Genomic DNA, 25,996 nt, shown 5'->3' with positions numbered 1-25,996 from the left:
GGGCGAACTTTTCACATTCCTGAACGGAGCTCGTCGAAAGTCGGGAACTTCGTGGCGATGTCGCTACCGGTGAAGTTGCCGATCCACCCGTCGTCGTCGTGGAAGAACCGGATCGACACGTAGTCGGGCTCGGTGCCCATGTCGAACCAGTGCGTCGTGTTCGCCGGGACGCTCAGCAGGTCGCCCGCCTCGCAGAGCACCGCGTACACCTTGTCGCCGATGTGCAGGTAGAAAACGCCCGCGCCGCGGGCGAAGTAGCGGTCCTCGTCGTCGTCGTGCGTGTGCTCGGCGAGGAACTTGTTCCGGAACTCGACGGCCTTGGCGCGGTACTCGTCGGTGTCGGCCGGGGTCATCTCCATCGCGTCGACGTAGCCGTAGCCCTCGGTCTCGCTGACGCGGGCGATCTCCTTCTCGAAGACCTGGAGGGCGTTCTCGGCGGTCACACCGTCCACAACAGACCAGCGGCTGAAGCGCACGCCGTGTTCCTTGAGGGTGGTCGTGATCTCCTCGGCGTCGGTGGTGCGCAGGACGGTCTCCTCGGGGCCGGTTTCCGGCCACACCGTCAGCAGCGTCATGAGTGCCTCCCCGTAAAGATGTCCCGTGTCTCCACCTTGAAGCGCAGCAGCCACTCCAGGCATTCCAGGCGGTGCCGTGCCTGCACCAGGTCGTCGCCCCACACGTACACGCCGTGACGTGCGACGAGCAGCGCCGGAACCTTCGGGTCGAAGCCCTTCTCGAAGGCGTCGCCCAGTTCGGCCATGTCCTGCGAGTTCTTCACGACCGGGATCACGACCTCCTCGTGGGCGTACCGGCCGAACCCCTTGAGCATCTCCAGGTCCTCGAGCACCACGCCGTTCGGCCAGTGCTCCGCCGCGACGACGGGGGCGAGGGCGTGGACGTGCACGACGGCGCCCGCCCCGGCCACGCGGGCGATCCGCGCGTGCAGACCGGCCTCGGCGGACGGGACCTTGGCGCTGTCCACGGCGTTGCCGTCGGCGTCGATGACGACGCTGTCCTCAGCGGTGATCTCGCCCTTGTCGACGCCGCTGACCGTGACGGCGAGGCGGAGCGGATCCCGTTGCAGCACAACGGAGAGGTTGCCGCTCGTGCCGCGCATCCAGCCCATCTGCGCGTAGCGGACGCACTCGCGCGCGAGCTCCGCGGTCATGAAAGCTCCCACACCGTCGGGTGGGGCGTGAAGTCGGCGTTGCCGTACGGCTCGCCCGCGCGCGCGACGCCCACCGTCTTCCAGCCCGCCTCCGACGCGGCGTGCAGCTCGGCCGGGACGTCGCTGTAGAACGTGATGTCGTCGCTCCGCAGCGTTTCCGCGATCTTGTGATAGGACGCGGCTTCGCGCTTCGGGCCGGCGTTGACCGTGTCGAAGTGGTGCTCCAGCAACGGCGTCAGGTCGCCGTCGGTGGTGTGCCGGAAGAACGCGATCTGGCCCGCGACCGAGCCGCTGGAGAAGATCGCGAGCTTCACGCCGTCGTCGTGCCACTTGCGGATGGCCGGGACGACGTCCGGGAAGAACTCCGCGACCAGGTCGCCCTGCGCGTAGCCCTGCTGCCAGATGAGGCCCTGCAACGTCTTGAGGGGCGTGACCTTCTGGTCGGCGTCCATCCAGTCGTGCAGCGCCTTGACGACGTCGTCGTGGCCGGACAGCTCCTTGACCTGCCGCACGGCGTCGGCGACCACCGGGTCGTCACCGTGCTGCTCGATCCACGGCCCGAGCCGCGGGCGCGCGTAGTCGTAGAGGACGACCAGCACCTGGTCCGTCGCGCTCAGCGTGCCCTCGATGTCGAGCACGACCCACTTGCTCACCGCTGTTCTCCCTCGTAGTACTTGTCCAGCTCTCCGGCGCGGTAGACGCCCCTGTCCGTCACCACGTCCGTGACGAAGCGCGGCGGCGTCACGTCGAACGCCGGGTACAGCCCCTTCACCCTCGGCGTGGCGCTGGGCCTGCCGAGGACCTGCAGCACTTCCGCGCCGTCGCGGTACTCGATCTCCACGTGCTCGGTCGTCGGCGCCAGGTGGTCCGGCGCCTGCACCTGGGCGTGGAACGGCACCCCGAACGCGTGGGCGGCGACGGCGAGACCCAGTGTGCCGACCTTGTTGACGACGTGCCCGTCCATGGTGACGCGATCGGCCGCCGTGACCAACGCGTCGACCTCGCCGCTTTGCAGGACCGCGGCGCCCATGCCGTCCGTGATGAGGGTCGTGTCGACGCCCATCTCGACCAGCGTCTCCGCGGTGAGCCTCGCCCCCTGCAGGTACGGCCTGGTCTCGGTGCAGAAGAACCGCAGCGTCTTGCCCTGCTCCTGGGCCGCCCGGACGGTTTCCGTCAGGTACAGGTCGGCCCAGCAGTGGGTCATGACCGTGTCGTTGTCCTCCAGCAGGTTCGCGGTGTGCTCGCCCAGCGCCCGGCTCTTCGCGCGGTACCGGCGGTCGCCCTCCTGCGCGCCTTGCAGGGCGTGCGCGACGTCCCGGGCGGCGTCCACGTGCTCCAGGACGATCGCGGTGGCCTTGCGCAGGGCGTTGTTGGTGCGCCTGGTGTTCTCGAGCATCAGCGCGGTCCTGCCGAGCTCGGCGCGTGCTTCCTCGAACGGCTTCCCTTCGAGGGTCCGCGCCTTGAGCACCATCGCCTGCAGCACGGCGAAGTACGGGCCCGAGGACTGGGTGACCATGTCCTCGACGGCCCGCGCGACGTCCTCGGCCGTCCGGCACAGCACCCAGTTCCGCTCGAACGGGAACTGCCGGCGGTCGAGGATCAGGACGCCGTCGTCGGTGAGCCTGACGGAGTCCGCGAGGACCGGCCGCATCAGCTGTACCCGGTGTAGGCGGGGCGCGCGCCGGTCAGGAAGTACTCGCCGACCTCGCGTGCCTTGTAGACGACAGGGTCGTGCAGCGTGAGCGTGCGCGCGTTGCGCCAGAAGCGGTCCACGCCGTGCTTGGCGGCCGTTCCGCGCGCGCCGACCTGCTCGAAGATGCGGCTGGTGACCTCGTTGACGAGCTTGGTGCTGACGACCTTCGCCTCGGAGATCGTCACGGCGACCTCGGCCCGCTTCGCCGGGGTGAGGTGGCGGCCGAACTCGCTGGCCTCGTGCAGCCGGCGGGCGGCCTCGTCGGCGAGCAGCCCGGCGGCCCTGGTGTGCGACACCATCTCGCCGTACGCGGCGACGATGTACGGGTCCTCGGTGGCGGCGTCGACACCGCTGACGAACCACGGGCGGGTCTTGGTGCGGGTGTAGTCGGCGGCCTCCGCGAGCGCGCCCTCCGCGATGGCCACGTAGAGCTGGGCGAGCACGAGCTGGAAGCCGAGGGCGGCGAGGCTGAGGCGCGGGTCCTCCCCCGCGGGCTGCACGCCGAGGACCTCCGTGACCGCGACGTCCTCGAAGGCGACGCCACCGGACGCCGTGAGGCGCTGGCCGATGTTGTCCCAGTCGTCCAGGTAGGTGATTCCGCCGGCCTTGCCGTCGAGCAGGAACGTGAGCTTGTCGCCGTTGTCCGCGCGGGTCGCGCTGACCACGAGCCGGTCGGCCACGGCCGCGCCGGTGGCGAACGTCTTGCGCCCGTTGAGCCTGTAGCCGTTCTCGGCGGGCGTGAGCTCGAGGGCCGCGTCGAGGGGGTTGCTGACGCCCGCCCAGAACTGGTCGCGGTCCCTGCCGAACGGGACGTCGAACAGGCCGCTGCGCCAGATCTGCAGGTAGTGGTACCCGAGGAGGTGTCCGGCGTTGGCGTCGGCGGCACCGACGACCCTGGTCACCCGCTGCTGGGTCGCCCAGTCGTCGACGTTGAGCAGACCGCTCTGCCGGAGCAGTTCCACCTCTTTGGCGGGTGGCTGGTTGGCCCGGTCCCTGTCCGCGGCGTCGGACCTGAGCGTCGCCGCAACCTCGTGCGCGACGTCCAGCCAGTTCGTCATCCCTGCTCCTCTCAGCGGTACCCGGTCCAACTTACTTCTTCACACCACCGGGCTAACCACGATGTGGGAGGACCTGTCCACTGGCAGACTGCCCGCGCACCCCGCTCGGCGGGGGCACCAACATCTAGGGAGCAATCGGTATGGCGCAGGGCACTGTCAAGTGGTTCAACGGCGAGAAGGGCTTCGGATTCATCGCGCAGGACGGCGGTGGTCCGGACGTCTTCGTGCACTACTCGCAGATCCAGGGCAACGGCTTCAAGTCGCTGGAGGAGCAGCAGCGCGTGGAGTTCGAGATCGGCCAGGGTCAGAAGGGACCGCAGGCGCAGGCTGTCCGCGCGCTCTGATTCCGCTCTCCGGGGCCCGTCCGGCTGTGCGCCGGGCGGGCCCTTTGGCGTCTTCAACCGCCCCTGACCTGCGGTTGCCGAAAATTGTCAGACCTGCCTGTCATGGTGATCACAGCACTTCGTCCGGGGTGCCACGACTTCTCGGAAGGCTGGTCCTGTCATGCGTGTCGTCGCGTCTCTTCGTGGTGCGGGTGTCGTCCGCTCGTCGGTCCTGGCGCGACCGCTCGGTGTCGAGAACCGGGGGCTGCCGGCGGGTCGTCGGGTGACCGGGCCCGGGCACGTGGCGCCTTCTCGCCGGGAGCGGTGACGGGGCTGCGGTGCGGGCTGCGGGCTGCGGGCTGCGGCGGTCGAGCATCGGCGGTGGAGGCCGGGCGCGGTATCCCGGGGTGGCCAACCGGGAGTTGAACGACGTGATGGGGCGAAGCGGACCGGGTGGGGTGTCGGGGCGTCGTTCGGCGAGGACGCACCGGTCTGAACGTGGCCTCGCTCAGGTCGCAAGCCCCAGCGACCGGGACAGCAGGTCGACCTCGTGAGCACGCGAGCTTCCCGTCGGGACCATCTCGCGCAGGCGCTTCAAGACCGCGGCCAGCTTCGGCGTGACCTCCGACGGGTTGGCGAGTCCGGTGAGCACGCGCAACGCCTTGATCGCCCAGTACTGGTTGAACGCGCTCTGTTCACGGGCGAGCACGTCGACCACGGCTTCGACGAGTTCGGCATCGGGCTTGCCGTGCAGCCCTGCGTACCCCGCCAACCGGCGGTCCGGGTCGTCGTCCCGCAACGCCGCACCTATGTCGAAACCCGGTTCCCGGCCGGCGACGACGATCATCGCGCCGAAGACCTGGTCCCTGATGTCCGTTCGACTCTCCGAGTACGGCAACTGCCGGAGGCGCCGCATCTCGAGGACCAGTTCGTCCAGGTCGGGAAGGTTGCCGGCCGGTTGGCGGTGCTGCACGGCGCTACCCAGCCGGGCAGCACCGAGGGCAGCCTGGGCGACGCTGGAGGCGTCGTCGATGCTCGCCTTGCCCTCTGTCTCGACCTGCTCCACCCGTTCCTCAAGCTCGCGGTACTGCAACTTCAGCCCGCCCGGCAACTCGAGGCTCTCGAGCAGATTGCCCAGCCAGGGCACCAGTGCGAGGCCGAGCAACAGCACGGTGGTGGCGTCGATCTTGGCTGAAGGCCACACGACGTGCACCACGGCCGCGGCGAGCGCGGCACCGGAGATGACGTAACCCAACCACCGCGTCCTGCTCCCCCGGTCCGCCACCTGTCCCCTTCCCGAGCGACATGCGCAAGGCGACCAGGCAACGCCCAGTCGTCCTGTACTGAGCAGTCGGAGGAGGAAGGAGTGGCGTTATCGGACTCATGTCCAGACGCGAGAACTTCACTCGCAAGGCCGATCGGGGCCTTGAGCGGGGTTGGTGACCGCCGAGGTGAGGCGAGCCGCGAGGTGGCCCGGGAACGAAGCGGGCGCCGCAGCCCGTCGGCCGCGACGCCTCCACTTCCCGCCGCGGGATCGACGGCCGGCGACAAGTGGCAACCGAGGGAGTCGAACCCTGCGCGGCTTGTGAAGGCGGCGCCCGAGTACCGGCCCTAACCCTTCGGTCGGGCGACGGCTGCCGTGGAGTTGTTCTACCTCGTAAGAGGGCTTTACGCCGCGTGAGATACCCACAGTGTTAAACGTCCACACGCCTGAAGGCTTTTCATGTTTCACTGGCGTAGGTGACTCTGGTCACCATGCGATACCTCCCTGCTGTCGCGGCCCTGCTGCTGCTTCCCCTGGTGCCCGCCACCGCGCAAGCGGCTCCGTCGGGCACGTTCTACGTCACCGGTGTCAAGACCGGGCTCAACATCGCCCAGAGCGGCACCGGGCTCGCGCTGCACCGCCCGAAGGGCAACGAGGACCACCAGCAATGGCGGCTGGGCGACGGGAGGTTCGAGAACACCGACTCGCCGGGTCAGTGCATCACCCGCCAGCTCACCATGGGTTCGTGTGCGCAGGCGGACGCAGTTCACGAGTTCCGGCAGTTCGGTGACCAGTGGGAGTTCTTCGGCCTCGGTGGCGAGACGCGCTGGTACCTGACGCCGGTGCAGAACCAGACGTCTCCGATGCCGCAGGACCCCCGGCTCGACCAGATGACGTTCCTGACCGCCCACAACGCCTACGCGAACGGGGTGGACGGCGGGTTCGCGCCTCCGTTCGTCAACCTCGCCAAGAACCAGACGCGCGGCATCGTGCAGCAGCTCGGCGACGGCGTCCGGGGTTTCATGCTCGACATCCACCAGACGCCGGACGGCGCGATCCTGTGCCACAACAGCTGCACGCTGGTGAGCAAGCCGGTGGCGCTGAACGTGGACGTCCAGCGGATCGTGGACTTCCTGAAGAACAACCGCGGCGAGATCGTCACGGTCTTCCTGGAGGACTACGTCGACGCGAACACGCTCAGGGCCGAGCTGCGCAAGGTGCAGGGGCTCGGTGACGTCCTGTACCGGGCGGAGGGTGTGCAGCGCAACGGCTGGCCCACGCGCAGCCAGATGGTGGACAGCGGCAAGCGGCTGATCATCTTCACCGACCACGCGAAGGACGGGCGCGAGGACAGCGGCGTGCTATACCAGAAGGACTGGACCGTCGAGAACTACTGGTCGATGGGCTCCGGGCTCGGCAGTTCCGACTGGTCCTGCTACAGCCGATGGGATGAGAAACCGCTCACGGCGACCGGGAGCTTCCAGCCGTTGTTCGTCATGAACCACTTCCGCGACGTTCCGTTCAGCAGCACCGCCACGACGGACAACAGCAAGCTCGTGAACCGCGCCCAGCAGTTCTGCCAGCCCGCGGCGAGGAAGAAGCCGAACTTCCTCGCGGTCGACCTCTACCACCTCGGCAACGCCCAGGGGGCCGTGAGCACGCTCAACTCATACGTATACAGGCCGTAGCCCAAATCGTGGGAGTTGTACGCTCCGCGCATGGCCTCGATCCTGTTCACGCGCGGAGCGCCCTCCCTCGACATCATCGACCAGGAAGGTCTGCGCGAAGCAGCGCAGAAAGCCTTCACGGACGACCCCGGCGGCACCTTCGCGTACGGCACGAGCGTCGGTTACGTGCCGCTGCGCGCGTGGCTGGCCGAGCAGCACGATGTCGAGCCGGAGCAGGTGCTCGTCACCAACGGTTCGATGCAGGCCGACGCGTTCCTGTTCGAGCTGCTCGTCGGCGAGGGCGACGACGTGGTGGTCGAGGCGCCGACCTACGACCGCACGCTGCTGAACCTGCGCCAGCGCGGCGCGAACATCCACGCGATCGAGCTGGAGACCGACGGCATCAACGTCGACGCGCTCGAGAAGCTGCTGGAGAGCGGGGTGCGCCCGAAGCTCGCGCACATCATCCCGAACTTCCACAACCCGGCCGGCTACACGCTGTCCGAGGCGAAGCGCACGCGCCTGCTGGAGCTCTCGGCGAAGTACGACTTCGTGCTGTTCGAGGACGACCCGTACGTGAAGGTGCGGTTCGAGGGCGAGCCGCTGCCGACGATGCTGTCGCAGGACAAGAACGAGAAGGTCGTCTACGCCTCCTCGTTCTCGAAGACCATGGCGCCCGGCATCCGCTGCGGTTACCTGGTGGGGCCGAAGGCCGTCATCAAGAGCATCCAGGACATCGCCACCACCACGTACATCTCGCCGAACATGGTGGCGCAGTCGATCGTGAACTCGTACTGCCGCTCCGGCCGTCTCGAGGAGTCGGTCGCGAACGTCCGCACCGCGCTGCGCGCCCGCAAGGACGCCTTGGTCGCCGCGTTGCGGCGTGAGCTGCCCGAGGCCGTCTTCACCGCTCCTCAGGGCGGCTACTTCATGTGGGTCGAGCTGCCGGGCGTCTCGATCGACGAGCTCGTGCCGGTCGCCAAGGAGCACGGCGTCGAGTTCGTGAAGGGCTCCGACTTCCTGCTGGAGGGCGGCGACAACGCCATCCGCCTCGCGTTCTCGGGTGTGACGCCGGAGCAGATCGACGAGGGCATCACGCGCCTCGCCGCGGCCGTTCGCTCGCTCTGATCTGCGCTTCCAGGTGTTCCGGCAGCCCACGGCGCTGCCGGAGCGCCTGGCGCAGGCGCGGTAGCGCCGCCCGGAACGCCCGCGGGTCCTTCAGCGACACCGCCAGGGCCGTGGTCACGGGCCTGCGCATCCACGACGTCAGCACCGCGTTGCGCCGCTGCACGACGTCCCCGTCCGGCTCCCGTCCGGCGGCAGGGTGGTGGTGCGCCACCACGGCCTCGACGTAGCAGAGCGCCCACCCCGCCGCCGCGAGGTCCCACGACAGCAGCGTCTCCTCGCCGCGGAAGAACAACACCGGGCTGAACCCGCCCACCTCCAGGAACGCCTGCCGCCGCACGATCGCCGAGCAGGCCAGGAACCCGAGCACCGCAGGCCCCGCGACGCCTTCGCCGAGCGGGCTGTCCCGCAGCAGCGGGGTGAGCGGGTCGGGGGTCTCCGCCGGGCCGACCAGCGTGTGCGCGGCTATCACCGCCAGGTCCGGGTGCTCGTCGAAGATCGGTTCGGCCCGTTCGAGCGCGGTGGGCGCCCACCAGGAGTCGTCGTCGGCGAAGGCCACGAACGGTGTCCGCGCCGCCTGCACGCCGAGGTTGCGCGCGACCGCACCCCGGTTGACCGCCGACTCCAGCATCAGGACGTGCGGGAACTCCTTGCGCACACGGGAAACCGTGTCGTCCGAGGACGCGTTGTCTACCAGGATCACGGGCACCGCGAGCTCGCTGAGGTGGGACAGCGTGCGGAGCAGGCTGTCCGCGCGGTTCCGCGAGGCGATCACGACGGTGGTCCGGGCCATGACGTCGTCTACCCCGCAGCCCGCCCATGACACTTTGACATCAACTGACACCAAATCTGGCAACAACTGACACTTTGGACTAGGTTGGCGGCGTGGAAACGCTCACCCCTCGTGCCGCGAAGGACCTGCGCACCCGTCTCGCGATCCAGGAGGCGGCGATCGCGCTCTGCCTCGACCAGGGCTTCGCCGCCACGTCGACCAGGGCCATCGCCGATCGGGCCGGCGTCTCGGAGCGCACGCTGTTCCGCACGTTCGGCACCAAGGCCGCGATCTTCTGGTACGACGCGTTCCTCAGCCGCGTCGTGCGCGCGCTCGTGCCGGACCCGGATCCCGTTGCGGCGCTGGTGGAAGCGGTGCGCACGGCCATCGGCACGATCACGCCGGAGCAGTGGGCGCTGGAGCTCGGCCGGCGTGCCGTGATCATCGGGGCACCGGACCTCATCGCCACCGGCACGCAGGAGCTGAACACCGGCGCGACGCAGATCGCGACGATCCTGACCCCTCCGCTGGCCTCCCCCGCGCGGGCCTTCGACCTGCTGCTCTTCGCCCGGTTCGCGGTGGCGGGCTTCGGCGTCGTCCCGGTCCACGCGGACACCACGCCGGGCGAATGGGGCGCCGAACTCGAAAAAGTCGTGCACAAGGCCGCGCACGGCGCGTTGGAGCGTTCATGAAGCTGCCGAACCTCATCACCGACCCGAACACGCTGGCCGGTCTCAGCCACGACGAGGCGGAGTGGGCACCCGTCGGCACGCCCCGCGCCGCGTTCCGCCCGAAGTCCACAGAGGACGTTCAGCAGGCCGTGAGGGCCTGTGCCGAGAACAACGTCCCGGTCGTGCCGCGAGGTGCGGGCACCGGGTTGTCCGGCGGCGCCAACGCCGTCGACGGGTGCCTGGTCCTCGACCTCAGCCGGATGGACCGGGTGCTCGAGATCGACCGGGAGAACCTGCTCGCGGTCGTGCAGCCGGGCGTCGTGAACGACGACCTGAAAAGGGCCGTTGCCGAGCAAGGGCTCTGGTACCCGCCCGACCCGGCCAGCTCGCCGTGGTCGACGATCGGCGGCAACGTCGCCACGAACGCCGGCGGCCTCTGCTGCCTCAAGTACGGCGTGACGCGCGACTACGTGCTCGGACTGCAAGCCGTGATGGGCGGCCCCGTTCCGTACGGCACCGCGGTGCGGGTCGGCAGGCGCACGACCAAGGGGGTCGCCGGCTACGACCTGACCGGGCTGCTCGTCGGGTCGGAGGGCACGCTCGGCGTCGTCACCGAGATCACCGTGCGGCTGCGGCCGGCCCCGCGCCCGTCGGACACCGTCGTCGGCGCGTTCTCCAGCCTCGTCGCCGCGGGTCGGGCCGTTGCCGTGACGACGAGCCGGGGCCTGCGGCCCGCCGCTCTGGAGCTGATCGACCGCGCGTGCCTGCAGGCCGTCGAGGACTGGAAGCACCTCGGCATCGAGCCGGACACCGAGGCCATGCTGCTGGCCCGCGCCGAGACGTCCGAGGACGCCGACGGCCTCGTCACGGCGTTCACCGACGCGGGTGCCGTCTGGACCGAGCGGTCCACCGACTCGACCGAGGCCGAGGCCCTCTTCGCCGCCCGCCGCCTGACCTACCCGGCGCTGGAACGGCTGGGCCCGCTGCTCACCGAGGACGTGTGCGTGCCGCGCTCGCAGGTGCCGGCCATGCTCGCGCGCATCGAGGAGATCGGCGCGCGCCACGACGTCCGCATCGCCACCATCGCCCACGCCGGCGACGGCAACCTGCACCCGTTGCTGATCACCCCGCCCGGCGACGACAACGCGCGCATCGCCGCGCAGTCGGCGTTCGAGGACATCCTCGACCAGGCCCTGGAGCTGGGCGGCACCGTCACCGGCGAGCACGGCGTGGGCCTGCTCAAGCGCGACGGCATGATCCGCGAACTCGGTCCCGACGCGTGGGCGGTCCAGCGGGCGATCAAGACCTCGCTCGACCCCCTGAACCTCTTCAACCCCGGCAAAGCCTGAGGAGTCCGCTCATGTTCGTTCCTGTTGACGGTGGCGACCTGGCCGTCGAGCTGCACGACGGCAACACCGCACCCGTGCTGGCCGTCCACGGCGTCAGCGGCAGCCGCAAGCTGTGGGACCGGGTGGCGGCGCACGGCTTCACGCTGATCACGCCGGACCTGCGCGGCCGCGGCGACAGCTGCGACCTGCCCGGTGCGACGACCAGGCAGCACGCCGACGACATGGTGCGTGTGCTCGACGCCCTGGACCTCGCGTCGGTGACCGTGGCCGGGATGTCGATGGGCGGGTATGTGGCCGTGGACCTGGCCGTGCGCCATCCCGACCGAGTGCGCGCGCTCGTGCTCGTGGACGGCGGCCTCCCCATGCCGATGCACGCTCACATGACCGAGGAAATGGTGGCGGCCGTCCTCGCCCCGCAGCTGGCCGCACGCGAACGGACGTGGACCGTCGAGGAGTACCTCGCGGTCCAGGCCGCGGCCAACCCGCTGGTCGACCCCTCCGACCCGCTGACCCGCGAGTACTTCGCGCACGACCTGACCCCGGACGGCCGGCTGCGCCTGTCCGGCGAGGCCCTGGCCGCCGACACGCGCGACGTCGTCTTCGGCGAGTCGCGCTGGCGGGAGCTGACCGTGCCGACGTGGTTCGTCCACGCCGAGTGGAGCGTCGGACCGGACAGCGCGCCCGCCTACACCGTCGAGCAGGCGGCCGAGTACCGCGCCGCCCTGCCCGTCCTGCGCGAGCCGGTGCTGATCAACGAGGTCGACCACGGCGGCACCGTGATGACGACGGCCGGAGCCGCGGTCACCGCGGAGGTGCTGGCCGAAGCGCTGAAGTGATCACCTAAAAACGTCTGCCGCACCACATCCCTTGGAGTTCAGCGCGCCCGCCGGTTAGTGTGTACACCAATGATTAGTGCACCAAGTATTCCGGAGAACCCGCTCGAGCTCGAGCGGCAGGTCTGCTTCGCCCTCGCCGTGGCGTCCCGCACGGTGATCGCGGTCTACCGGCCGATCCTGGAGCCGCTGAACCTCACGCACCCCCAGTACCTGGTGATGCTGGCGCTGTGGGAGCGGTCACCGCGCACGGTCAAGGACCTGAGCGCCGTCCTGCAGCTCGACCCCGGCACCCTCAGCCCGCTGCTCAAGCGGCTGGAGGCGATCGGGTACGTCGAGCGGCAGCGGGACAAGGCCGACGAACGCGCGCTCGCGCTGACGCTCACCCCGGCGGGCAGGCAGCTCCGCGAGGAAGCGCTGAAGATCCCCTTCAAGGTCGTGGAGCAGCTGGACATGACGTTCGAAGAGCTCGCGCAGCTGAACGAGGTGCTGCACAAGGTGATCGGCAAGGCGACCCGGTGAACCCCGCGCTGAAGGTCTGGTACTACGCGGGCGGACGGCTCCCGCTCAAGTACAGGCAGTTCGTCTACGACGACGTGACCGGCCCGAAGTGGTTGCTGCGGTTCACGGTGCGCAGCCTCGTCCAGGTCACACCACTGACGACGGTCATCGCGCTGGCCCTGGTGTTCGGGCTGGGATCGTCGTGGCCGCTCGCGATCGCGTGCGGTGGACTGGGTTTCGTTGTGGGGCTGTACTTCGCGCTGTCCTACGCACCTGAAAGTGTGGACCATAGGCTCACGAAATACGGGTACCCGAGAGGCTCAGCGACGCACGGGCGCCGTGAGCGCACCGCAGCACAGGACCGCGAGAAGCAGGCGAACTACGACGCGGTTTGGCGGCGATCCGAAGGGTAGAGACCTATGGCCTTGGTGAGCGAGAAGTTCGAGTTCACGAGGCCGCAGGCGCTCACCCTGGTGGCCGGCGTGCTCCAGCTGACCTTCGGGTGGCTGGACCTGTTCGGCCTCGATCCGAACTACCGCGTGGTCCAGCTCGGCATCGGGGTGATGGGCATCGTGATGGCCTGGCGGCGGACCCACGCGCGGATCTACGGCCTCCTGCTGCTCCTGGGCTTCGGGATGCTGGCCTTCTCGCTCGACGACCTCACGGCGGAGAGCTTCCTGGAGGTCAGAACGGCCCTCATCGGGCTCGTGATCACGCTGGCCAGGCCGGCAAAGCGCGCTCCGGGCTGACGTCGCGGCCCACGGAGTGCAGCGCGGTCACGGTCGCGAAGCCCTCGGCCAGCAGAGCGGTGTCCGTGCCGGGCACCAGCGAGTCCTCCGCGTACACGTGGACCAGCTCCACCTCACCTTCGCCGACCTCGTCCACCCGGCTCTGCACGGTACCGAAGCGGGCGAGCTCGGCCCAGCGAAGTCCCTTCACCTCACCGGCGTTCGGCACGTTCAGCGAGAGCACCGAGGCAGCGGGCATCTCCAGCAGCACCGGCAGCACCGCGCGCACGACCTCACCCGCCGTGTCCCACAACGGCTCGGGCTCGTCCAGGCCGACGTCGAGCGACACGGCCATCGCCGTCACGTCGTTCACGTGCGCGGTCAGCGCCGCGCCGACGGTGCCGGAGTGCAGGATCGCGCGCCCCACGTTCGCACCGAGGTTGATGCCGGAGAGCACGACGTCGGGCTTGCCGCCGAAGCCGCCGTTGCAGGCGATCAGGGCGATCAGACCCGGATGTGCGGCGACCGCGTGCGCCTCCACGTCCAGGCCGGGCAGTGTGCGGCGCTCGCTGACCACCCTGCCGGAGTCCCCGACGGCCGCGACCGACGCGCTCGTGCCGCTCGCCTGGGTGGAAGGCGCCGCCACCACCACTTCGAGACCGCACGCGAGCGCGGCGGAGGCCAGCGTCGCGAGGCCGGGAGAGTCGATTCCGTCGTCGTTCGTGATCAGCGCGCGCATCCGCTCATTCCTCGATCGGCTCCAGTTCCACGCGTTTGCTCAGCTCGCGCACGGCTTCCCCGCTTCCGCTGCCGAGACCGTGCCTCGTCACGTTCACCGCTCCGGCGGCCGCGCCGAGCTTCACCGCGTCCGTCAACGGCATACCCAGCGCGAGGCCCGCTGAAATCCCCGCGGTCATCGAATCGCCCGCGCCGCGCGTGTCGACGGGTTCGAGCTTCGGCATCTTCACGAGGTAGAGCTGGTCCTCCAGCAACGCCAGCGCCGGTTCGTCGGCACGCGACACGATCACGCCGTGCACGCACGACTCCGCGATCTCGCGGGCCTTCTCGATGAGCTTGGACAGGTCTTCCTCGCCCAGTTCCTCGTGGGAGACCTTCACGACGTGGGGACCACCGCGCACGGCCTCGGCGAGGCGGTCCCCCGCGAGGTCGACGATCACGCGGCAGCCGTTGCCGGTCAGGTCCGAGGTGAGGCGGTAGTAGGTGTCGTGGGGCAGCACGCGGTCGTCGGACGGCCCGCTCAGCACGGCCGTGCCCGCGCGGATGCCTTCCACGAGCGCGAGTTCGTACACGTCGTCGAGCTCGTGCCGGGACAACGCGTCCGGGAGCATCTCGACCATCTCGGACCTGCTGCCGTCGCGGCGGTCGTGCACGTAGGAACCGTTGCGTGCGGCCACTTCACGTGCGCGCAGGTCGACGTTCTCGCCTTCCAACAACGTGCGCAAGACTCGGCCGGTCTCACCGCCGAAAGTCGCGCAGACGACGGCTTCGACACCGAGAGCGGCGATCATCCTGGACTGCCAGAAACCCTGGCCACCGGCGTGCAGGTGCACGTCCGGTTCTCCATCGAGGTCTTCCACGGTGACGGTCAGTTGGGGGGACGGGGCGAATACGGCAACTCGGGCATCCACGACAGCCTGGTACCCGGTGCGGGCGAAGGATATTCGCCCGCACCGGATGAATCAGACATCACGCCCCGGAGCCGCCGGTCGGGTCGTCCCCGTCCTGCGGTGCGGGCGCGTCGCCCGGCTCCATCTTCTCGTCGGCGCGCCACTCACCGGGCTGCGTCATGTCGCGGTACTGGTCGACCTCCTGAGGCGTGGGGTCGACACCGACCTCTTCCGCGAACTCCTCGGCCACTTCCGGATCAGTCATGGTCGAGCGAGTACCCCGGAAACGTCAGCAAACGCCTCCGTCGCGCCAGACGCCCCACTGACCGGTGGTGCCGGGCTCCTCGCCCCGCGTCCACCACTGCGCGGTCCACTTCTTGCCGTTGTGCGACACGACGTTGCCGCCGGTGTAGACCTTGTCGCGCTCCCACGCGGGCTGCGTGCAGGGGCCGGGACCAGGGCCTCCGGTCTCCCACGGGACCTGCGTGGACCTGTAGAAGTTGATGCCCATCGTCGTCCAGCGCGGACCGTGGGCGCCCAGACGCGTCTTGAACTGGTCCCAGTTGTGCGTCGACCACGGCGACCAGGCCAGCTCGGCGATGGCCGCGAGCCGCGGGAACGCCATGAACTCGATGTCCTGCGCGGTCACCAGCGTTTCGCTCCACAGTGGAGCTTCGACGCCGTGGACGGCGGACTCCGGGACACCGCTCAGGTGCGTGCCGGGGTTCCACTCGTAGGCGGTCTGGACCTCGATCAGACCGGCCCACGACAGGCCGAGCGGCGTGCTGGAGTTGTACTTCATGTCCAGGTACGCCTTGTTCGCGGGCGACATGATGACCTTGTGGCCGCGTGCCGCCGCCGCCTGCACCACGGCGTTGGACGTCGAGGTGCCCCAGTACTGCGGCATCGTGGCGGTGTCGGTCGTGGTCTTCGCGAACTCGTGCCAGCCGAGGGCGGTCTTGCCGTACTTCTTCACGATCGGCAGCGCGCGGTCCATGAACGCCTGGTAGTCCGCGTCGGACGTCGAGTGCGCCTCGTCGCCGCCGATGTGGAAGTACGGGCCGGGCGTGAGCGCCGCGATCTCGCGGACCACGTCGTCCACGAACTGGTAGGTGATCTCCTTGTTCACGCACAGCGAGGAGTAGCCGACCTCGATGTCCGTGCGCAGCGGCGGGGCCTGGCCGTCGCAGTTGAGCTCCGCGTACGAGGCCAGCGCCGCGTTGGTGTGGCCGGGCAGGTCGACCTCGGGGATCACCGTGATCTTGCGCGAGGCCGCGTACTGCACGATCTCGCTGTACTGCGCCTTGGTGTAGTAGCCGCCGGGGCCACCGCCGACCTGCGTGCTGCCGCCGTACGTGGCGAGCCGCGGCCAGCTGTCGACCACGATCCGCCAGCCCTGGTCGTCGGTCAGGTGCAGGTGGAAGTAGTTGATCTTGTAGAGGGCGAGCTGGTCGATGTAGCGCTTGACCGTCGAGACCGGGTGGAAGTGGCGGGCCACGTCGAGCATCGCGCCGCGGTGGGAGAACCGCGGGTGGTCGACGATCAGCGCGCCCGGCACGGTCCACGGGCCTGCCTGCACGGTCGTGCTCTCGACCTTGGCGGGCAGGAGCTGCCGCAGCGTCTGCACGCCCGCGAACAGGCCTTCGGGCGTGGTGGCGCGCAGCACGATGGCGTTCGCCGCGACGTCGAGCTGGTAGCCCTGCTGCCCCACCGCGGCCGGTGCGCCCGTGAGCAGCAGCGAGATGCCGTCGGACGGGGTGGTGGTCGTGTCGGACACGGGCAGCGCGTACCCGGTCGAGGGCCGCAGCACTCCGGCCAGGAAGGTGCCGACGTCCCGCGCGGCCGGGGCCGTGTAGATCTTCGAGGCGGCCGTCAGCGTGTGCGTGACCCCGCTCTTCGACTGCACCGACACCGGAACGGGCACCAGGCTCTGCAACGGTTCCGCGGCTTGCGACTGAGCGCTCACGGACAGCGCCGCCGTGACGGCGATGACCGCGGCGAGAACACGAGTTCTCACGACTCCTCCTCACGAGTCGGGGGCGGCGACCCTGCCTCCAGACTGCTCAAACATCCCTTTTGTCGTCAATGGTCTGAGCCAATTCTTTCTTCGTGACCTGGACGGCGGTGGCCGGGACCTGGCCGTCGACCGGCACAATCACCGGCATGGGGGACTTCGAAGAGCTGATCACCGCTGCCGCGACGCGGATCGCACCGCTGATCCCGGCCGCGCCGGCGGCGGAGCTGGGCAGGCGGACCGCGCCGAGGCGGCGGGACGAGCGCACGGGCGGATCGGTCGTGCAGCAGGCGTTGCGGGACATCCCGCGGCTGACCGCGGAGCGGTTGCTCGGTGCGCTGGAACTGGCGGTGGCGGAGCTCGACGTCGTCGCCCCGCACGAGCTCGTAGCCGGACTGCGGCCGGTCCCGGCCGGGCACACGTTCTCGTACCTGACCTCGGGCGGCGAGAGCGCGATGCAGGTCCCGATGACCCTCGTGGAGGGGATGCACCCCGGTGCGAGCGATCTCGTCGTCGACCAGGTGCTCGCGCTGCTACCCGACCTGAGCGGGCTCGACGGCGACGAGGCCGCCATCGCCACCCGGCGCGGCGCGGTGCACCTCTCGACCGCCGTAGCGGTGTCCAGGGCGGTCCTCACCGCGCTCGGCTCCACGACGGCGGCCGACCCGGCGGCGGTCGTCGGGATCGCGCTCGGCGCGGCTTCGGAGGTCCTGGCGGAGAGCCCCCTGCCGCACGCCTACGAGCAGGCGTTGCTGGACAAGCGGCGCGCGGAGTACCGGGGCTCGTCCTGGAGCACGGTCGTCCCGGTCTTCGACCACGAGTTCCTGCTGGTCGAGGAACTGGGGCCGAGCACGCCCGACTTCACCGCGACCGGTCTCGCCGCTCCGGTGGACACCGGGTTCGCGGTCCGCACCGGCATCGCGCGGGGCGAGGTCCCCGTGTCGGTGGCCGTCCTGCTGGAGGAACCTCCCGAGCCGCTGCCGGAGGGCTGGGACGAGATCGCCGAGATCAGCTACACCGCGGCGCGCGGCGGGGCGAGGTTCGGGCGCGGCTCCACCCCTCCCTGGGGAGGACCGTTCCGGGTGCGGGTCAGCGCGACCGGCCGCGACGAGGGAGACGAGCGCTACGAGCTGCTGATCTGGCCCGCGCCGATCGCGGACCCGGTGCTGCGCCTCAAGACCGACCGCGTCGGCCACCTCGTGCGAGGGGAGCCCGCTCCCCCGCCGATCGTCCGGCCGGAGGCCCCGCACCGCTGGCTGAAGCGGTTGCTGGAGGTGGCCGCGACCGTCACCGTCGCCCGGGGCGTCACCGACGTGGCGGGCGAGTTCGACGAGGACGCCGTCGTCGTGGAGATCGACGGCGGTGTGGTCGTGGTCGAGGACAACAACTACCGGGGCACACGACCGGAGGTGCTGGAACGCCTGTCCCGCAACGGGAAGGCCGCCAGCCACTTCTGGAACGTCAACAGCGACCGGCAGTTGTCGTTCGCCCGCGGCGGTCAGGTCCTGTGGAGCGGTGACGTGCTGGACGAGGACGACTTCGGCGACGACCCCGAGGTGCTGCGAGCCGTGGAGGGACTGGACTTCACCGACTGGCGCCACCTCGACGCCAAGGGGATCACGGCGGTGGCGCGGTTCACCGGCGCCGCGGTTCCCGAGGACGCCGTCCGCGCCGCCGTCGAGGAGCGGTATCAGTAGTCCGGGAGGTCGAGGCCGGTGACGACGGCGGCGAAGTCCTCCGCGGGCGCGCCGCCGTTCGCCTGGTTCTTCAGCGCCATGTCCTGGTTCGCCACGACGTACGGCCGCAGGATCTCCTCGTAGCGCCGGAAAGCGTGCGAACGGTCCTTGGCGAGCTCACCGGCGAGCACGTGGGCGCCGACGAGCGCCGTGCTGGTTCCCTGACCGGACAACGGTGATCCGCAGTAGCCGGCGTCACCCAGCAGCACGACGTTCCCGCTCGACCACGAGTCCATCCGGATCTGGCTCATCGAGTCGAAGTGGAAGTCCGGCGCCTCCCACATGTGCTCCAGCGCGGCCGGCCAGATCCAACCGGCGCCGGCGAACTTCTCGGCCACCAACCGGCGCTGCGCTTCGACGTCGCGGTGGTCGAACGACACCTCGCCGTAGAACCCCATGTAGACACGGCATTCCGCGTTGGACCGGGCGCTCATGACGCCACCTCCGACGACGTCTCCCTGCTGGAAGACCTGCCAGTGGTCGAGCCCCAGGAAGTTCGGCGCGGTGAAGACGGCGAGGTTCGTGCCGAGGTGCGTGGCGAACTCCGGCTCGGGCCCGAAGACCAGTCCGCGGACGTTCGAGTGCAGGCCGTCGGCACCGACGACGACGTCGAAGTCGCGCGGCGGCGCCTTCTCGAACGTCACGCGGGTGCCGTCGATCGACGTGATCGTGTCGCCGAACAGGTACTCCACACCGTCCACGGCGTCGAAGAGCAGACGAGCCAGGTCGTCGCGCAACAGCTCCACGTCGGGGCTCGCGAGGTCGCCCCCGCTGAGGGTGTGCGTGGTGGAGCGGAACAGCTCGGTGCCCTCGGCGTCGACGACGCTCATGCCGCGCATGTTCGTGCCGAACGACCGCAGCCGCTCGCCGAGGCCCATGCGCTCGACCACGTCCAGCGCGGGTCCGCGCACGTCGACGGCCTGGCCGCCGGGACGCGGGCCGCGCGCCGGCTCCACCACGGTGACGTCGAAGCCGTGGTGGCGCAGCCAGTACGCGAGCGCCGGTCCGCCGATGCCGGCGCCGGAGATCAGGACGTTCGTCATGGTGGTGCCCCCCTGTGGGTCGGTGTGCCCACAAGGTGCCGGGCGGCCCTGACCGTCGGCTGACCACCGGCAGCCCGGGTCTGTCAGCGCCTCCGGCCGGGTGCGGAGGTGAGCCGGTAGGACGAGGTCCCGATGCCGGACGGTCCCCGCCGGAACACCGGGAGCGCGCCCGCCTCGTCGTAGCGGCTGGTCTCCCGGTGCCAGTGGACGATCCCGGCGATCCAGTCCTCCAGCTCGTCGGCGTACCGGGTCAGCCCGGCCCGTGCGCCGGAGTCCAGCGACAGGTCGTCGAAGAGCTTCGGCAGGTCGGTGTCGACGGACCGGACGAACTGGCCCAGACGCGCGTCCATCAACTTGTAGGTGATCTCGAAGGCGCGGGCCTGCGGCACCTGCAGGAAGTTCTCGACCACGCGGACCATGTTGTGCACCTCGCCCTCGTGCTGGATCTCCTTCGAGTACGAGAAGACGTCGTTGAGCATCGTGCAGTAGTCCATGGCGGACCGTTCCATGGTCCGCACGACCCGCGTTCCCCACAGGTGCGCGGGAACGGTCGCGGAGTGCGAGAACCGCGACAACGACGTCGTGAGCTCGGAACCGAACGTGCTGCGCCGCATCTCCACGTAGTCGACCGGATCGGGGATGCGGTTGAAGTGCATGTTGACCACCTCCCACACCCACGCGTCGAGCATCGCGTCGACGGTCTCGCGGAACGTGGTGCGGAAGGCCGGGGTCATCGGTGCCGCGGTCCGCTGCCACAGGTCCGCCAGCGAGAGCTCCATGGCGTTGGCCGGGACGGCGGTCTGGACGAGGTCCAGCGGCATGCAGGCCTTGAGCCTGGCCGTCTGCGTCTTCAGCGCCGGGAGGGTGCGGGTCTGGCCGAACCACAGCGGGTAGACGTCGTCGGCGTAGGTGCCCCAGGTGAGCCAGCAGCCGGAGAGGAACAGCTCCTGCGGGGTCGCGTCCGGGTCGATGCCCGCCGAGCACAGCGGGAAGTCGAACCCGCGCACCTGGCGCTCGTCCCAGACGCCCTCACCCGTCATGCCGTGCTCGACGGCCCAGGCGACGACCTGCTCCCTCGTCTGGTCGAGGTGCGGGCTCAGGGTGAGCGTGAACGGGACGTCGAACTCCGGCAGCACGTACGGCTCGACGGTCTTGGGCGTGCTGGAGAACTGCCGGATCCGCTGCGGCAGGGTCCTGGCGAACGAGCCGAGGACGTTCGTGCCGCTCCGAGCGCCCTTGTTCATGTACCGCGACGACCGCAGGTGCCACTCGTGGCTGCCCGCCTGCCAGTCCTGCAGGCCCTTCACGTACCCGAGGACGGCCGCGCGGCCGATGGGGTCGACGGCCTGCTCGTCGAGCAGGACCGGCACCTCCGTGAGCGCCGTGTGCTCGAACTGGTGCAGGCGTGAGGTCAGCAGGTCGTTGACGGCCTCCGCGGCCTGCTGGGTGGGCAGGTCGAGGAACTTCTCGAACACCAGCACGCCGTTGGACAGCTCGCCCTCGTCGAGCACCTCGCGTTCGTACGAGAACAGGTCGTTGCGCAGGTGCACGGCGTCGCTGAAGGTGTCCCGGAGCACCCCGATCGGGCGGGACGGGGCGATCCGCGCCGGCACTTCGAGGCCGACGGCGTGCTCGACGAGGTTCGCGCTCCACGGCGCACCGCCGACCTTGCGCCGCATCTCGATGTACTCGACGGGGTTGCTCAGGCGGCGGGAGCTGATGTTGTGCAGTTCCCACATCGACTCGTCGAGCAGGTGCTTCGTGTTCGCGGCGAACCGCTCGCGCCAGTCCCGCGAGTGGGACGGGACGGTGCGGCGCCAGAGGTCCGCGAGGCCCTTCTCGACGGGGTTCCGCGGTGGCTCGGTGATGGCGCCGCCGACCGGCATGAACAACGGCAGCCGGTCGAGGTGCGCCTGTGCGCCCTGGAGGTCCGGGTCGCGCTTGTAGAGCTCGACGAAGTGGTCGTCGAAGTAGAAGACCCAGACGTACCAGTCGGTGATGAGGTCGAGCGCGTCACCGCCGCAGTCGGGGTGGGTGTAGGCGCAGAGCAGCGCGTAGTCGTGCGCTTCGAGGTCGTCACCGGTCCAGATGACGGTGCCGTGCTGCGGCACGTCGACCATGTCCATCTCACGCGCCCAGGCCCGCGCGTGGACGCGGGCGCGCTCGAGGTTCGGGTTCAGCCGGGCCGGGTGGGGCGTGTAGAACTCCGGCAGCTGGAACGGCTGCATGTGCTGTGGACCTCCGCGCGGTGGACTCGTACGCGGTGCACGCAACCAGCCGACCGGCGGGAGGCGCCAGGTGGTGAGACCTTGATCCACACGTTCGTAGAGCGGTGTCGCCCGTTCAGCTCAACTCGTGTCGCACGGTGAGCACTCAGCGCACGAGCCGGGCGGACCCCGGCGGTGCCATTGGACAAGACTGATCCGGTTCCCACGACTCGCAAGCCCCTTTTGGCCGACCTCGCACCACTGCGCGCGCTCGTCTCCGTCACCACCGTCCCGCAGGGTGAACGACGGCTGGTCCTACCGTGGACGGCACCACCCGGTCGGCGCAGCATCGTGGTCGCAATCAAACGATTGGCTGATTTTCGATCAATTTTCAGGCGATTTCCGGTAACGTGACGCGCCCTGCCAATTGCTCGCGAATGCGACCCCAAAGGAATCTTACGAGGCCGCCGAGCACTCCATTGGATCAATACCTCACGAATACCTCACCCTCCGGTGATCAAAACGCTTTCCGCGCATTCCCCTAAGAAAGTGTGTGATCGGGGTGGGGACGGCGTGGGGACGGGCTCCCCGACCCTCGGTGGCGACACCACCGAGGGGAGCAGGGGATGCGCAGGACCGGTGACAGGGTGCAGCAGTGGGTGGCGTTCGCCGTGCTGGTGGCGGCCGTGATCACGCTGGTGGCACTGGGGCTTTCGCTCTAGCGAGGGTCTGGCGCGCGAAGGCGAGGGTACGGGGCTGGTGGCCGCGTTCCGCGGCCTCCACCGCCTGCCGCGCGAACCGGAGGGCGCTCTCCCGGTCGCCGAGCTCCAGGTAGGCGGCGGCGAACTGCTGGAAGACGCGTTCGTCGCTCCACCAGCGGCGCACCTTCCCGAGACGCTGGAACCGCCGCAGGTAGCCGATCGCCTCGGCGGGCCTGCCATCCGTCAGGGCGTCGAGCGAGAGGGCGACGTACAACGTCATCTGGCCGACGTGGTCACGGACGTCGTTCATCGCCGCCAGCACGGCCTCGTCGTCGGGCAGGTTCGTGTACTCCCTGCAGAGCCTTGCGACGTCCCGGGCCTGCTCACCCGCGACGGCGAGGTGGCCCATCTCGTAGCGCCAGCGGGCGAAGTCGGCCAGGGCGAGCGCCTCGCCCCGCTTGTCGCCGCACTCCCGGTAGGCGGCGAGCGACCGTTGCATGTAGACCAAGCACTCGTCGTCGTTGAAGGAGTCGACGTGGACGTGGGCGATGTTGTGCAACGTCACCGCGAGTTCGCGGACATCACCCCGCTCCTCCACGATCGCGGCGGCCTCCCGCATGTACGCGAGGGCTTGCTCGGTCCGCCCCAGCTCCGCGTGGTTGATGCCGATGTTGTGCAGCGCGTTGGCCACTCCGGTGGGCGCGTCCGCCTGCCGCATGAGCACGAGCCCGCGTTCGAAGTGCTCCATCGACCTGTCGTACTCGCGTCGTTCGCGCGCGACCATGCCGAGCAGCCCCATCGCGGACGCCTCACCCCGCAGGTCACCGATCTGCCGCGTGAGGTCGACCGCTTCGCGCAGGTGCTCCTCGGCCTTCGGGTTGCCGTCGTCCATGTAGGCCGCGCCCAAGCCGCGCAACGCTTCCGCTCGCGCTTTCAGGTCACCGAGCGCGTGCGCGGCCGCGAGCGCGACGCTCTGCACCTCGACGCGTTCTCTCCCCGACCCGCTCAACCACAGGTAGTGCGCGAAGTGGGCTGGCAGCTGCCAGGCGTGCTGGTAGTGCCCCTCGTACGCCGCCAGGTACACGGCGGCCTTGAGGTTCGACCGCTCCGCCCCCTGCCACGCGAGAGCCTCGACCGGGGTGGCGAACACGGGCGGGTCGACCGGTTCGCGGGTGACGGCGGAGTGGAACCCCGGCCGGCCGGGGGCGATCTTGCGGGCGGAGTCCTCCGCGCCGCGCAGGTAGAAGTCGAGGATCCGGGTGATCGCCTCGCTGCGCTCCCCCGGTTCGACCGCCGCCTTCGCGTGGTCGGCCAGCAGGTCGTGCAGGCGGTAGCGGCCGTTGTCCTTCTGCTGCACCAGGTGCACGTCCAGCAGCTCGTCCAGCAGGCGTTCGGCCTCCACCCGCGTCGTGCCGGCGACCGCCGCCGCGAGGTGGGCGTCGAAGTCCTCTCCCGTGTGCAGGCCGATCCGCCGGAACAACCGCTGCTGGCCGGCCGTGAGTTGCCGGTAGGACAACGCGAACGCGCCCGCGACGCTGCGTTCTCCCGCCGTCAGCTCCGTCAGGCGTTGCCCGGTGAGGCGGCGGACGACGTCCCGCGCGGACCACGCCGGTCTCGTGCGCCAGCGGGCACCGACGATCCGCACGGCCAGCGGGAGGTACCCGCAGAGCCGCACGACCTCACGGCAGTCCTCGCCGTCCCTGCGGGCGGTGCTCGCGAGCAGGGCCAGCGCGTCCGCTTCGGACAGCACGTCGAGCGAGACGGTGTGGGCGGCGTCGAGGTCGACGAGCCGGCGCCTGCTGGTGACGAGCACCAGGCCCGTTCCGGGCAGCAGCGGGCGCACCTGGGCGGCGCTGCCCGCGTTGTCGAGCACCACGAGTGCTTTGCGGTGGGCCATTTCCGCGCGCCACCGGGCGGCGCGGGCGTCGAGGTCGTCCGGGATGTCCTGGGCGGGCACGCCGAGCGCGGTGAGCAACGTCAGCAGGGCGTCCGACGGTGTGCGGGGTTCGACGCCGTCGGTGTAGGAGTGCAGGTCGACGAACAGCTGGGCGTCCGGGAACCTGCCGGCGAGGCGGTGGGCCGCGCGGACGGCGAGCGTGGTCTTGCCGATGCCCGCCATGCCGTCGATGGCGGTGATCGCGACGCACCCGGACGGCACGGCGGCGAGGATCTCGTCCAGGTCCTCGGCACGGCCCGCGAAGTCGGCGATGTCGCCGGGCAGGTCGTTGCGGCTCTTGGGCCTGTTGTCGGCCGTGAGCACCTGCCGGTGGGCCTCCTGCAGGTCCCTGCCGGGGTCGAGGCCGAGCTCCTCGGCGAGCCGGCGGCGGATGTCGTCGTACGCCTGCAACGCCTCGGTCTGCCGGTCGCAGCGGTGCAGCGCGACGACCAGCTGCGCCCACAGCCGTTCCCTAGCCGGGTGCTGCCGGGTGAGCGAGCGCAGCTCGGGGACGAGCCGGTCGTGCTCCCCGGCCGCGAGGTCGGCTTCGATCCGCGCTTCCAGCGCCGTCAGGTACTTCTCGGTCAGCGCGGGCACGTGGTCGCGTTCGAGCGCGTCGCTGCCGATGTCCGCGAACGGACGGCCGCGCCACAGCTCCAGCGCCGCCCGCGGTTCGAGCCGGTCGAACAGGTGGACGTCGACCTCGTCGGGCCGCACGTCCAGCAGGTAGCCGCCGGGTCTGGTGCGGACGAGCCCGGGCAGCGCCTCCCGCAACCGCCCGACCGTGGTCTGCAGGGCGTGGCGCGACCCGCCGGCCAGCTCGACCAGTTCGTCGACGCCGACCACCTGCCCCGGCCGCAGCAGCAGCGCGGCGAGCACGACCCGCCGCTTGCCCGGCGGGACGTGGACGCGGCACCCGTCGAGCACCACGTCCAACGGCCCGAGCAGGCCGAACGACCTCACTTCCACCGGCCCCAGTGCACGACCTCGTCGAGCGGCTTGCGCCGGCGCGTGCGGGGCGAGGCGCCCTCGGAGATGCCGTCCTCCGCCGGGTGCCCGATCGCGATCATGCCGATCGGCACGTACATGTCCGGCACGCCGAAGGCGGCGCGCAGCGCGGGCCAGGTGTCCCTGTCGGTGCCGAAGAAGACGGCGCCGAGGCCCTCGTCGACGGCTGTCTGCAGGATCAGCAACGCCGCCATGCCGGTGTCGATGTCCCAGTAGGGCACCGGCCAGTGGTCCTCGCTGCGGTCGGTCCACCCCTTGTCGGCCTGCGCGTACCGGTCGAGGTAGACCTCCTTGGCCGAGAAGGGGATGACGACGACCGGCGCCGTCTTGGCGTCCTCCCCGCCCCACCACTCGAACATCCCGGCCAGCCGCTCGAGCTGCTCCCCCTGCAGCACGAGGAACCCCTGCCCCTGCGAGAAGCCGGCGGACGGGCCGCGCACGGCGTTGCGCATGATCCGCTGGATGCTCTCGTCGCTGACCGGCTCCCCGGTGAACTTCCGCACCATTCGGCGGCGGCGGACGACGTCCTGGAACTCCACGCTCTACCTCCCCAGATGTGATCCCGACCGTA

25 protein-coding genes are annotated in these 25,996 nt (G+C 70.0%); 10 read left to right on the top strand and 15 right to left on the bottom strand.

Going from position 1 to position 25,996, the window contains the following annotated elements; all coding sequences use genetic code 11:
* Nucleotides 1–11: 11 nt before the first annotated feature.
* From L6E10_RS23250 to L6E10_RS23230, 5 genes are read right to left on the bottom strand one after another with little or no spacing between them, the layout of a single operon-like run.
* Nucleotides 12–575 (bottom strand): acireductone dioxygenase, encoded by a 564-nt coding sequence (locus L6E10_RS23250; protein ID WP_236221646.1) that lies wholly within the window; start codon nucleotides 573–575, stop codon nucleotides 12–14.
* Complete coding sequence (gene mtnB / locus L6E10_RS23245; RefSeq protein ID WP_236221645.1) at nucleotides 572–1,168, bottom strand: methylthioribulose 1-phosphate dehydratase; 597 nt, start codon at nucleotides 1,166–1,168, stop codon at nucleotides 572–574. The genes L6E10_RS23250 and mtnB overlap by 4 nt, the downstream gene beginning before the upstream one ends.
* Nucleotides 1,165–1,821 (bottom strand): acireductone synthase, encoded by a 657-nt coding sequence (gene mtnC / locus L6E10_RS23240; RefSeq protein ID WP_236221644.1) that lies wholly within the window; start codon nucleotides 1,819–1,821, stop codon nucleotides 1,165–1,167. Before mtnC ends, mtnB begins: the two co-directional genes overlap by 4 nt.
* Nucleotides 1,818–2,819 (bottom strand): s-methyl-5-thioribose-1-phosphate isomerase, encoded by a 1,002-nt coding sequence (locus tag L6E10_RS23235; protein WP_236221643.1) that lies wholly within the window; start codon nucleotides 2,817–2,819, stop codon nucleotides 1,818–1,820. Before L6E10_RS23235 ends, mtnC begins: the two co-directional genes overlap by 4 nt.
* Entirely contained in the window at nucleotides 2,819–3,919 is a 1,101-nt protein-coding gene (locus tag L6E10_RS23230; RefSeq protein WP_236221642.1) for an acyl-CoA dehydrogenase family protein, read from the bottom strand. Before L6E10_RS23230 ends, L6E10_RS23235 begins: the two co-directional genes overlap by 1 nt.
* Before the next feature lie 140 nt (nucleotides 3,920–4,059).
* Between L6E10_RS23230 and L6E10_RS23225 the strand changes: the two genes are divergently transcribed.
* Nucleotides 4,060–4,263: a cold-shock protein gene (locus L6E10_RS23225; RefSeq protein ID WP_090098440.1), complete on the top strand. Its 204-nt coding sequence runs from the start codon at nucleotides 4,060–4,062 to the stop codon at nucleotides 4,261–4,263.
* Nucleotides 4,264–4,750: 487 nt separating this feature from the next.
* On the opposite strand, the gene L6E10_RS23220 is transcribed toward L6E10_RS23225, so the two are convergent.
* Entirely contained in the window at nucleotides 4,751–5,497 is a 747-nt protein-coding gene (locus L6E10_RS23220) for a hypothetical protein (RefSeq protein WP_236221641.1), read from the bottom strand.
* Between the two features lie 500 nt (nucleotides 5,498–5,997).
* Here L6E10_RS23220 and L6E10_RS23215 point away from each other — a divergent pair, with 500 nt between their 5' ends.
* Nucleotides 5,998–7,194: a PI-PLC domain-containing protein gene (locus L6E10_RS23215; protein ID WP_236221640.1), complete on the top strand. Its 1,197-nt coding sequence runs from the start codon at nucleotides 5,998–6,000 to the stop codon at nucleotides 7,192–7,194.
* A 30-nt stretch (nucleotides 7,195–7,224) separates the two neighbouring features.
* On the top strand, nucleotides 7,225–8,301 hold the full coding sequence (locus tag L6E10_RS23210; RefSeq protein ID WP_236221639.1) for a PLP-dependent aminotransferase family protein: 1,077 nt from the start codon (nucleotides 7,225–7,227) through the stop codon (nucleotides 8,299–8,301).
* Here L6E10_RS23210 and L6E10_RS23205 read toward each other — a convergent pair.
* Nucleotides 8,267–9,091, bottom strand: coding sequence for a glycosyltransferase family 2 protein (locus L6E10_RS23205; RefSeq protein ID WP_236221638.1), 825 nt, complete (start codon nucleotides 9,089–9,091; stop codon nucleotides 8,267–8,269). The genes L6E10_RS23210 and L6E10_RS23205 overlap by 35 nt on opposite strands.
* 92 nt (nucleotides 9,092–9,183) lie before the next feature.
* Here L6E10_RS23205 and L6E10_RS23200 point away from each other — a divergent pair, with 92 nt between their 5' ends.
* From L6E10_RS23200 to L6E10_RS23175, 6 genes are all read left to right on the top strand, one after another.
* A complete protein-coding gene (locus tag L6E10_RS23200) occupies nucleotides 9,184–9,762 on the top strand; it encodes a TetR/AcrR family transcriptional regulator (RefSeq protein WP_236221637.1) in 579 nt (192 codons plus the stop codon).
* On the top strand, nucleotides 9,759–11,090 hold the full coding sequence (locus L6E10_RS23195) for an FAD-binding oxidoreductase (RefSeq protein ID WP_236221636.1): 1,332 nt from the start codon (nucleotides 9,759–9,761) through the stop codon (nucleotides 11,088–11,090). Before L6E10_RS23200 ends, L6E10_RS23195 begins: the two co-directional genes overlap by 4 nt.
* Before the next feature lie 11 nt (nucleotides 11,091–11,101).
* Complete coding sequence (locus L6E10_RS23190; RefSeq protein ID WP_236221635.1) at nucleotides 11,102–11,926, top strand: alpha/beta fold hydrolase; 825 nt, start codon at nucleotides 11,102–11,104, stop codon at nucleotides 11,924–11,926.
* Between the two features lie 69 nt (nucleotides 11,927–11,995).
* Nucleotides 11,996–12,445, top strand: a complete 450-nt coding sequence (locus tag L6E10_RS23185; RefSeq protein ID WP_236221634.1) for a MarR family winged helix-turn-helix transcriptional regulator — start codon at nucleotides 11,996–11,998, stop codon at nucleotides 12,443–12,445.
* Nucleotides 12,442–12,837 carry a DUF5313 family protein gene (locus tag L6E10_RS23180; protein WP_236221633.1) on the top strand — a complete coding sequence of 132 codons (396 nt, stop codon included), beginning with the start codon at nucleotides 12,442–12,444 and terminating at the stop codon, nucleotides 12,835–12,837. The genes L6E10_RS23185 and L6E10_RS23180 overlap by 4 nt, the downstream gene beginning before the upstream one ends.
* Nucleotides 12,838–12,843: 6 nt before the next feature.
* Nucleotides 12,844–13,173 carry a hypothetical protein gene (locus L6E10_RS23175; RefSeq protein ID WP_236221632.1) on the top strand — a complete coding sequence of 110 codons (330 nt, stop codon included), beginning with the start codon at nucleotides 12,844–12,846 and terminating at the stop codon, nucleotides 13,171–13,173.
* Here the strand turns inward: L6E10_RS23175 and surE are convergent.
* The 4 genes from surE to L6E10_RS23155 all read right to left on the bottom strand — a co-directional run bounded on the left by surE (nucleotide 13,136) and on the right by L6E10_RS23155 (nucleotide 16,797).
* Entirely contained in the window at nucleotides 13,136–13,891 is a 756-nt protein-coding gene (surE, locus tag L6E10_RS23170) for a 5'/3'-nucleotidase SurE (protein ID WP_236221631.1), read from the bottom strand. The two genes, L6E10_RS23175 and surE, sit on opposite strands and share 38 nt — an antisense overlap.
* 4 nt (nucleotides 13,892–13,895) lie before the next feature.
* Entirely contained in the window at nucleotides 13,896–14,750 is an 855-nt protein-coding gene (locus L6E10_RS23165) for a PfkB family carbohydrate kinase (RefSeq protein WP_236221630.1), read from the bottom strand.
* 109 nt (nucleotides 14,751–14,859) lie between these two features.
* Nucleotides 14,860–15,045, bottom strand: coding sequence for a hypothetical protein (locus L6E10_RS23160; RefSeq protein WP_236221629.1), 186 nt, complete (start codon nucleotides 15,043–15,045; stop codon nucleotides 14,860–14,862).
* A gap of 24 nt (nucleotides 15,046–15,069) precedes the next feature.
* A complete protein-coding gene (locus L6E10_RS23155; RefSeq protein ID WP_236221628.1) occupies nucleotides 15,070–16,797 on the bottom strand; it encodes a family 20 glycosylhydrolase in 1,728 nt (575 codons plus the stop codon).
* A 146-nt stretch (nucleotides 16,798–16,943) separates the two neighbouring features.
* Between L6E10_RS23155 and L6E10_RS23150 the strand changes: the two genes are divergently transcribed.
* Nucleotides 16,944–18,491 carry a DUF6461 domain-containing protein gene (locus L6E10_RS23150; RefSeq protein ID WP_236221627.1) on the top strand — a complete coding sequence of 516 codons (1,548 nt, stop codon included), beginning with the start codon at nucleotides 16,944–16,946 and terminating at the stop codon, nucleotides 18,489–18,491.
* Here the strand turns inward: L6E10_RS23150 and L6E10_RS23145 are convergent.
* The 4 genes from L6E10_RS23145 to L6E10_RS23130 all read right to left on the bottom strand — a co-directional run bounded on the left by L6E10_RS23145 (nucleotide 18,485) and on the right by L6E10_RS23130 (nucleotide 25,964).
* Nucleotides 18,485–19,573, bottom strand: coding sequence for an FAD-dependent monooxygenase (locus L6E10_RS23145; protein ID WP_236221626.1), 1,089 nt, complete (start codon nucleotides 19,571–19,573; stop codon nucleotides 18,485–18,487). The genes L6E10_RS23150 and L6E10_RS23145 overlap by 7 nt on opposite strands.
* Before the next feature lie 83 nt (nucleotides 19,574–19,656).
* A complete protein-coding gene (locus L6E10_RS23140; protein WP_236221625.1) occupies nucleotides 19,657–21,801 on the bottom strand; it encodes a germacradienol/geosmin synthase in 2,145 nt (714 codons plus the stop codon).
* 669 nt (nucleotides 21,802–22,470) lie between these two features.
* Nucleotides 22,471–25,386: a BTAD domain-containing putative transcriptional regulator gene (locus L6E10_RS23135; RefSeq protein WP_236221624.1), complete on the bottom strand. Its 2,916-nt coding sequence runs from the start codon at nucleotides 25,384–25,386 to the stop codon at nucleotides 22,471–22,473.
* Entirely contained in the window at nucleotides 25,377–25,964 is a 588-nt protein-coding gene (locus tag L6E10_RS23130) for a nitroreductase family protein (protein ID WP_236221623.1), read from the bottom strand. Before L6E10_RS23130 ends, L6E10_RS23135 begins: the two co-directional genes overlap by 10 nt.
* Nucleotides 25,965–25,996: the final 32 nt, after the last annotated feature.

This window comes from Lentzea sp. CC55, assembly GCF_021056325.1.
Taxonomy (GTDB): domain Bacteria; phylum Actinomycetota; class Actinomycetes; order Mycobacteriales; family Pseudonocardiaceae; genus Lentzea; species Lentzea jiangxiensis.
This window is presented reverse-complemented; position numbering and strand designations above follow the sequence as displayed.